The 7,224-nt window shown below is 45.5% G+C and carries 6 protein-coding genes; all 6 read right to left on the bottom strand.

Annotated elements, in window-relative coordinates; all coding sequences use genetic code 11:
* Positions 1-238 precede the first annotated feature (238 nt).
* Genes V6575_RS23200 through V6575_RS23225 form a run of 6 tightly spaced genes read right to left on the bottom strand, consistent with a single transcriptional unit; the run spans position 239 to position 6,994 of the window.
* Positions 239-1,987 carry a class I SAM-dependent methyltransferase gene (locus V6575_RS23200; RefSeq protein ID WP_340277881.1) on the bottom strand — a complete coding sequence of 583 codons (1,749 nt, stop codon included), beginning with the start codon at positions 1,985-1,987 and terminating at the stop codon, positions 239-241.
* Positions 1,984-2,703 carry a class I SAM-dependent methyltransferase gene (locus V6575_RS23205; RefSeq protein WP_340277883.1) on the bottom strand — a complete coding sequence of 240 codons (720 nt, stop codon included), beginning with the start codon at positions 2,701-2,703 and terminating at the stop codon, positions 1,984-1,986. The genes V6575_RS23200 and V6575_RS23205 overlap by 4 nt, the downstream gene beginning before the upstream one ends.
* Before the next feature lie 30 nt (positions 2,704-2,733).
* The gene (locus V6575_RS23210) at positions 2,734-3,684 is read right to left on the bottom strand and encodes a GDP-mannose 4,6-dehydratase (protein WP_340277885.1); all 951 of its coding nucleotides are present in this window, start codon (positions 3,682-3,684) and stop codon (positions 2,734-2,736) included.
* On the bottom strand, positions 3,677-4,492 hold the full coding sequence (locus V6575_RS23215; RefSeq protein WP_340277887.1) for an NAD-dependent epimerase/dehydratase family protein: 816 nt from the start codon (positions 4,490-4,492) through the stop codon (positions 3,677-3,679). The genes V6575_RS23210 and V6575_RS23215 overlap by 8 nt, the downstream gene beginning before the upstream one ends.
* Positions 4,493-4,530: 38 nt before the next feature.
* Entirely contained in the window at positions 4,531-6,318 is a 1,788-nt protein-coding gene (locus V6575_RS23220; protein ID WP_340277888.1) for a glycosyltransferase family 4 protein, read from the bottom strand.
* Positions 6,299-6,994, bottom strand: coding sequence for an alpha-2,3-sialyltransferase (locus V6575_RS23225; RefSeq protein ID WP_340277890.1), 696 nt, complete (start codon positions 6,992-6,994; stop codon positions 6,299-6,301). Before V6575_RS23225 ends, V6575_RS23220 begins: the two co-directional genes overlap by 20 nt.
* Positions 6,995-7,224 lie beyond the last annotated feature (230 nt).

The following is a 7,224-nucleotide window of genomic DNA, read 5'->3' on the forward strand; positions in this document are numbered from 1 at the left end:
TCCGCCTGCCTCAACACCGCCATGATCTGTGCGTCGCTGTATCGTCCGTTCTTCATCAAAAATCTCCTCAGATATCTTGCCGAGAAAATTCTACTTTTGAACACCACTAATTTTAGGGGGGATTACCCTGGTAACAATCGTTGGTCTGAAGGCAAGGGCTCAAGCGCCATGACAACCGATGCAATCCGCCATCACTTGGTTATGGGCGCGTCGCACGCAGACGCCGAGTTATGTCCACTTAACCTTCTTCCAGTGCCGCATCTGAAGAGCCGGAGCCTCGCTGCAGCACAAGCACCAGCGGGGATACGCCCGTCAGAGATAGGTGCTCCTTGGGAATCTGGTAATGTCGATCATCGCGCCCAGGATATTGCACTCGCGCCGGAGACGACAACTCGATCTGTTCCACATCCAACCCACCAAATAGTTTTTCTAGGCTTTCTGGACTGAAGAATAGCGTGTGCGGTGCATGTTTTTCACTAACTAGATGTGTCAGCAGCGATGCCCCTGGCACTTCGAGGATAAGTAATCCTCCGGGATTAGTTTTTGAAACAAGCTGTTTAGCGATACCTCTCACATCTGCAGCATAGATATGCTCGAGAACATGCGTTGCGATGACGACGTCAAATTTCTCGTTTAATTGATTAAGACTTGGCGCAACGCTTACACCTATATGCTGCAGGAATGGTAAGCAATTTGGGTCGATTTCAACCGCTACGCGCCTTTCAATCGCCGAAAGAGCATTCAGTGTTACCCCCGTACCGGCGCCGAAATCGAGCACCGACTTTGTATTTGGAAGAAGACTTGCGATAATATTTCTAACACGCTCGCCTCGCTCAACTAGAACCGGCGACATGCTCTTATCTGCAAAGTAAACTCCTGGCGAGCTGGATCGCGACTTTTGGACATTTTCCGCATATTTGGATCGGTAGTATGCAGCAAGGTCAATTGGTTGGCCGACGAGGCGAGAAAGCCCGCAATTCGTGCATCCAACGACGTAGCACCGGCTGAACTCATTGTCCTCAGCATCCGGATAAGGAAAATATACACTTTTCATGTTGTTGCAAACCGGGCAAGCCTCAGCAGTGATTTGATCAACGTCTAGGACAGGCGAAAAGTTGGTACTAGCGAGAGTCTTAATACGCTTTTCTCTTAATCTGACCTTGGCATTAATAGCCTGCAGAGTATTGTTATAGTCTGCCGAGCGATCATCAATTACCTTATTAGCAAGTGTGACTATATCGTTTTGTGATATGGTATCGTTGATGGCTATCGATTGGGAAGAAAAAGTCGATGTAATAGTTCGGGTATCTCGTGCAGTCGGCTTATCTGCAAAATCAATACGCCGCACAAATACGCTAGTCATCCACTGGCCATTTTGATGCGCCGGGATTAATTTTTTATTTTGCTCAGCAAAATCGTAGCGTTCGTAATTAGCAAAGCAACCTTCAGTGTGCCGCATCATAACTTCGGTATTATCCACGACAATCATACGAATACCGAGGGAATCTGCAATTTGGTCAGTGATACGGCAAGACTGAGGTCGCACCGACCCATCGATCACCACGATAGTAGGGTCGAACGGCAAATTCGTCCAAAGGTAGGTTTTCTCGAGCTGAGCTACATTATCTGGAGTTAATTGCGCCTTATGGCGCTTCCAATAGGTCTTAGGATTACTTGGATGCGTATGCCACTCACAGGGAGCAAGTAGCAAGGACCATTTCGCCAACAGTTCTGGTCGCGCGTGCATCTCCTGAAGAAGCCTAGAGCCCCATTTTGCATCCGCCTCCACTGTGTAAGTGTAAGCTGTCTTGTCCGCCCACCAGAGACTCGACACCCCCCCGCCGAACTCCAACACCCGGTCGTCGGAACGAACATTCTTTTCTAGGAAGTCAATAGCCTTAGTCGTGAACCAAGGCTTCGGGTTAACAAGAAGTGTTGCTAGCGGATCCAGAGTAGTTTCGGGGCTTGTCTTCTTTGTACTACTCATCTTTTCCTCCGAAGTGCGAAATACGCATAATTATTGCTGGAAAGGATGTTGCAAATATAGAGTGGTACAAAACCTGTTTGCGCACAAAGGTCATTGAACTCTTCGAGCGCATATGCATTGGCTGTAATATGTCGCTTATGATAATCGTTAATTTCAGAAATTGGCTTAAAACGCTCATTGCCGTTGTCATACCGGATTTGAATCAATCCAATCGCTCCCGGTGCTGTTACTTGATACAACGTCGCCAAAACCTGTGCGCCATAGTCTTTAGACGGGAAGTGTTGAAAAACAGCTGTCGAAAGAAATATATCAATTGGGACTTCGACAGAAGCTTCTACTGTATGAGGTTCACCTTCAACCAAAATACCTGAGAAGTTTTTGAAGCCTTCCTCGCAAATCATCCGGGAAGCTTCGTCAAGGTTCTTTTGCGAAATATCTATTCCATAATAGGTACTCGAAAATGGCGCCAGAGCAAACAAATTTGCGCCCCCTCCTGGCCCCCATTCCAACACCGTCTTTTTGGTAGTCCAAAAATCAGGACCAAGCCCAGCGAATGCTGCAATATTAGTTAGCCCCGCTAAAGTTTTCGTACCGATCGCTTTCCAGCGCCCATCATTTTCCCACCGCCCGACACCGCGCCAATGCGATTGATCTTGCCGATAGGCTTCGTCTTCGTGACGTTCCCAGACGCCACTGATAATTTCAGTAATACTCACATGTGCCCCTTGCAGTAAAATTGAATGTATTCAGTTGAAGTAGCGCTCTGAATTTAGACGATACCAGTCAATAATCTTTGGCAATTCAACATCAAAAGTGACGGAAGGTTGAAAACCAAGCTTTTCGAGTTTCTGTGCATTAATTGCATAGCGACGATCATTGAAAGGGCGATCCTCCACAAACTTGACTACATCATCCACGTTAATATCCATCACTCGACAGATTTTTCCGATGACATCTATGTTCTCAAATTCTTCTACGGAACCTATATTATAGGTCTCAAAAGTGACGCCGTGATAGGCAATGAAGTAGATTGCCTCAGCTGCCTCCTGAGCAAGAAGATAGTGCCTCCGGTTGCGACCAGAGCCATGCACAGGAATATACCCCCCCTTTATAATCTCTATAATGGATCTTGGAATTAATTTCTCCGGAAACTGCCTAATCCCGTAGACATTGTTAGCTCTTATCATAACTATCGGCATACGAAATGACGTGATATAGCCGCAAGCAATCATTTCGGCTGCCGCCTTGGACGCGGAATAAGGATTGGTTGGCGAGAGCGGATAATCTTCGTCAGCTTCGCCGGACAGCACTTCACCGTAAACCTCGTCGGTGCTGATTTGCACAAATCGGCGGACATTTAATTGACGAGCCGCTTCCAACAGGGTGTGCGTGCCCAGAACATTCGTTTTTGTAAAGAGGGCCGAGTTGTTGAAAGAGTGATCGACGTGGCTTTCGGCGGCGGCATGTATGACTATGTCGGCACCCTCTAGAGCTTTCCACACGGCCACTTCGTCGCATATGTCGCCAACAATCAGCGCGACACGGTTATTTTCGATATGGCTGGCGATGTTTCGGTAATCCGCAGCATAGGTCATTTTATCGAAGATCGTCACTTCAGTGTCAGCGTCCATGACGAATCTGTCTACAATATGTGAACCGATGAATCCGGCGCCCCCCGTTATAACTACTTTAGTCATTTAACAATCTTTCTCCCAATGTTTTTATATATAATAGTATATCCGCGCTGGTTGGTAAGTACTCAATGATGTGACTTGACTTCTCCATCGAGAGCCAGAATTCTTCAGCAGGCAATTGTCGGTCAGCAAGTACAACGTCTGCCCCGCTATGTTTTTCTAACAAACTTGCAATTACATCCCCACATGGCAGTGGTATACCTGACCCTAGATTGTACACGCCACAAACATCAGCCTGGACAAACCGATCAAGCGCATCCGCGAATAATGGGGCCGGAAGAAAATCCTTTCGCGTCGAAAGCGGTTGGTTGAAATATACCCTAGATTCTTCACGCAGGCTATCCTGCATCATGGCCATGAATGTGCGCCGCGCACGGCCAAACTCATAACCGACAATGTTGGACAAGCGGAGAATAAGTAAGCGGTCGCCCAAGGTATCTATTAGTCGGTTTTCTATGATCCGCTTATTCGTACCGTAAACGCCGACTTCGCCACCGGTCTCAGTCTCGATGGCTGGCGTGCTAGCATCGGCAGAATAAACGCATCTCGTGCTGAAAGTCACGTAGCGGGTCGCCGTACCTTTAAGTAGGGAAGCTAAGTGGGCATCAATGTCTAGGCGTTGATCATATTTTAACTTGCTAAGTTTCGGGTCAAACGCGAAATTTACAACTACATCTGCATTCTTCAACTTAATTGGCAATTCTGGATCTCGAGCGTCCAGAAATGTTGTTGCATTACTGGCATATCGCTCTTGAAAACAAGAGGCTAAAAAGCTTTTGCGCCCGATGAAAACAGATTTCTTATAACTCACGTGAAATTAGCCCTTTTGGCCTTATTGCGGCAATGCATTCAAAATCTCGTTATCGTTCGAAGTAGTAACCTCAACTCGTACCATCGTCTAAGACGCAAAATTAGAAATATAAATCTTCTTTTATACTTCATTATTTTTGGATCTAGAAGAGTAGTTCGTCGAATGAATAATAAAGCTTCAATATTTTTACCTGAAGATTGTAAATATTCAGAGTAACAACACAATATTCTTGGATTGTTACTTCCAATTTCAAATAGACGTTCAAAAAATCGCTCAGCAGTATGATTTAACTCGTTATTATTGGGGGAATTGCGAATCTTTTTTGAGTGTTTCTCACCTTTTTTAATAAGTTCCGTTATCGCAGCATGCCTGATAGCTTTGGCCTCCTTGAGGCTAGGCCGTAACGATGAAGCCTCATCCGCTAGTGAGATCGCTTCGAAATATCGACCCTTGCCAAATTCGTCCTCGGCCGCCTTCAGAAATTGTTTCCAACCATCGCTGCGAATTTCTGCGAGAGGCTTTAAATATTTTTTTGCTGCCACCGGGCCTTCCAAGTCAAGAACCCATTCGCCAAATGCTGCAAGCAGATCTCTGCTGGTCCCACTAATAAATCGTTTAAATTTTCCTAGCTTTTTGATGTTTTCCTTCTGATCGCCAGGTGCAATTTGAGTGCGCACCTCTTCGATCTTCTGCTGCCAATCCTTGTCCACTACACATATTCCAGGATAGATCGCATTTTCAGCATGGAGAACCATGGCAACGGCTATTCGTTTAGTTAGATTTGGTGGTGAAAGTAACTGCAAAATTTCGTCATAGTTAATATGCTGTGCTGAAACCTTTTGGACATGTATAATAGCATTTAAAGCGGCCTCAGCGTCATATTCATCAAACGATTTATAGCCGGGCGCCTCTCTAAATAACTCCTCAGACCCAGGAATCGAGTATGATACCAGTCTCATACCGTTGTAAGCTGCTTCCGTTGTTGACAATGGCAGTGGGTCATCGATACTCGAAAGAAAAAATAGGTCTGACGCTCTCATATACCGCACAACATCGTCGTGTGGTACTTGGCCAACCCAATTAACCGCCTCCGAAAATTTAAAACTGTCACTCAACCAATCAGTTTTCTTTCCAACCCAAGTGAACTCCATGTTCATTCGTTTGTTAGCGGCAATCTGCGCGACTTTATCAAATAGCTGGGGACCCTTTCTATCCTGAACTGTCGCCACGTTCAGAACGCGCAAGGGCGACGAGGATGAAATTTCTTCGACACGAACCCGTCCACTCGCATCCCCGATGTCAATAGCATTATAAACTACAGTGCCCTCGACCGGGAGTACGGAGCGATACCAATCCGCCTGCTTCTGTGTAGAAAATAATATATGCATATAAGGTAAGGTTCGCCAAAATAGTGGTACTCTCGCAGGATGGCGTGCTTCTGCTCCAACAACGGCGAACTCCGTCTCGTGTAGATAGATGAAAAGTGGCTTTCCCTCCATCTCCTGCAGAAACGGCACGCCTGCACCAGTGGTGAAAAAACCGAGACCGTTTATAATGACTGCGTCCGCTTCGATTAGCGTATTAATATTTTGCCTGACATGTTCTGGACGTGAAATTCCCACTAAATTCACGAACCCCGGCCGAACTCGGTTCGCCTCCTCAGCAAAAAGGCTGATCGGAAGAGAGCTACCAACAATCGTCGAAGATTTATTTAAGTCATGACCTACTACAACGATGCTCTGAAACTTCCCTTCAAGCACATCAAGTATAGAGCCTTCATCGAATGGCTTAGGTTTCAAATTTTCACTAATATGCTGGGTTGTCATAACTTACAATCCTACCCCGCCTTCGCGAGGCTAACTCATTAAAAATATGATTATTAGCTATATTTCTGATACGTATCCTTGGGTAATTTTCCAAAATAGTTAGTAAAAAACTTGTATCTATATCAAGCGAATGAGCTCCCTTCTCATAGCCCGCCTGAAAGTGCTTAGGATCCATCGCCTTCAAAAGCTCTGCCGGTGGATCATAATTGTATCTCACGTTTGTTTGATAAAAATCAATACCAACAACACTAATATCCCTGTAACCCTCAATGGCAAACATCGCTAGAGCTTGCATACCAGTTGTAGGAAACGGTCTACTCATTAAATACCTGCTAATCTCAGGATTCCGACTAATACGCTTCCAATGATCAAATACCAAACGATTGAGCAACTGATGTCGGAGAATTCCTTTTTGTTCGAATTTAAACTGGCGAGCCGGAACAGGGCTATAAAATTTTTGAATAGAATACTTCTTGTTATTAAGCACCTCAACGAGGCCATCATGAAGGGTCGGATTGTTCAATGACCAAAAATAATGGTTTACTTTGTTACCAAATCGAGCCTCCCTTTCAAGAAAAAAGAAATTACACCGTGCAATTTCGCATCCGCCGGGTAGGTCCGAAAGAGAGTACTGCGAAGCAGAAGGCCCATTCCCAATGATGGCAACTTTCTTCATAGGTAGTTTCTCTCCACATTAGATTTCAGATCCGTCCAGAATATAATTATACCGCTAGTAAGCGGAAAGAATAATAAATATGTCCAACGTAATATCCCCATTTTTAGTGGGGCTCAGTGGTAGAATTCACGCGGCCATTTTGAGTTTCATGGCGGGGGTGATGCCGCCAATGCCCATGTTGGGTCGCTCGTTGTTGTAAGTCCAGAGCCATTCAGTTGCTTGTTCCTGCG

This window comes from Roseibium algae, assembly GCF_037783265.1.
Taxonomy (GTDB): Bacteria; Pseudomonadota; Alphaproteobacteria; order Rhizobiales; family Stappiaceae; genus Roseibium; species Roseibium algae.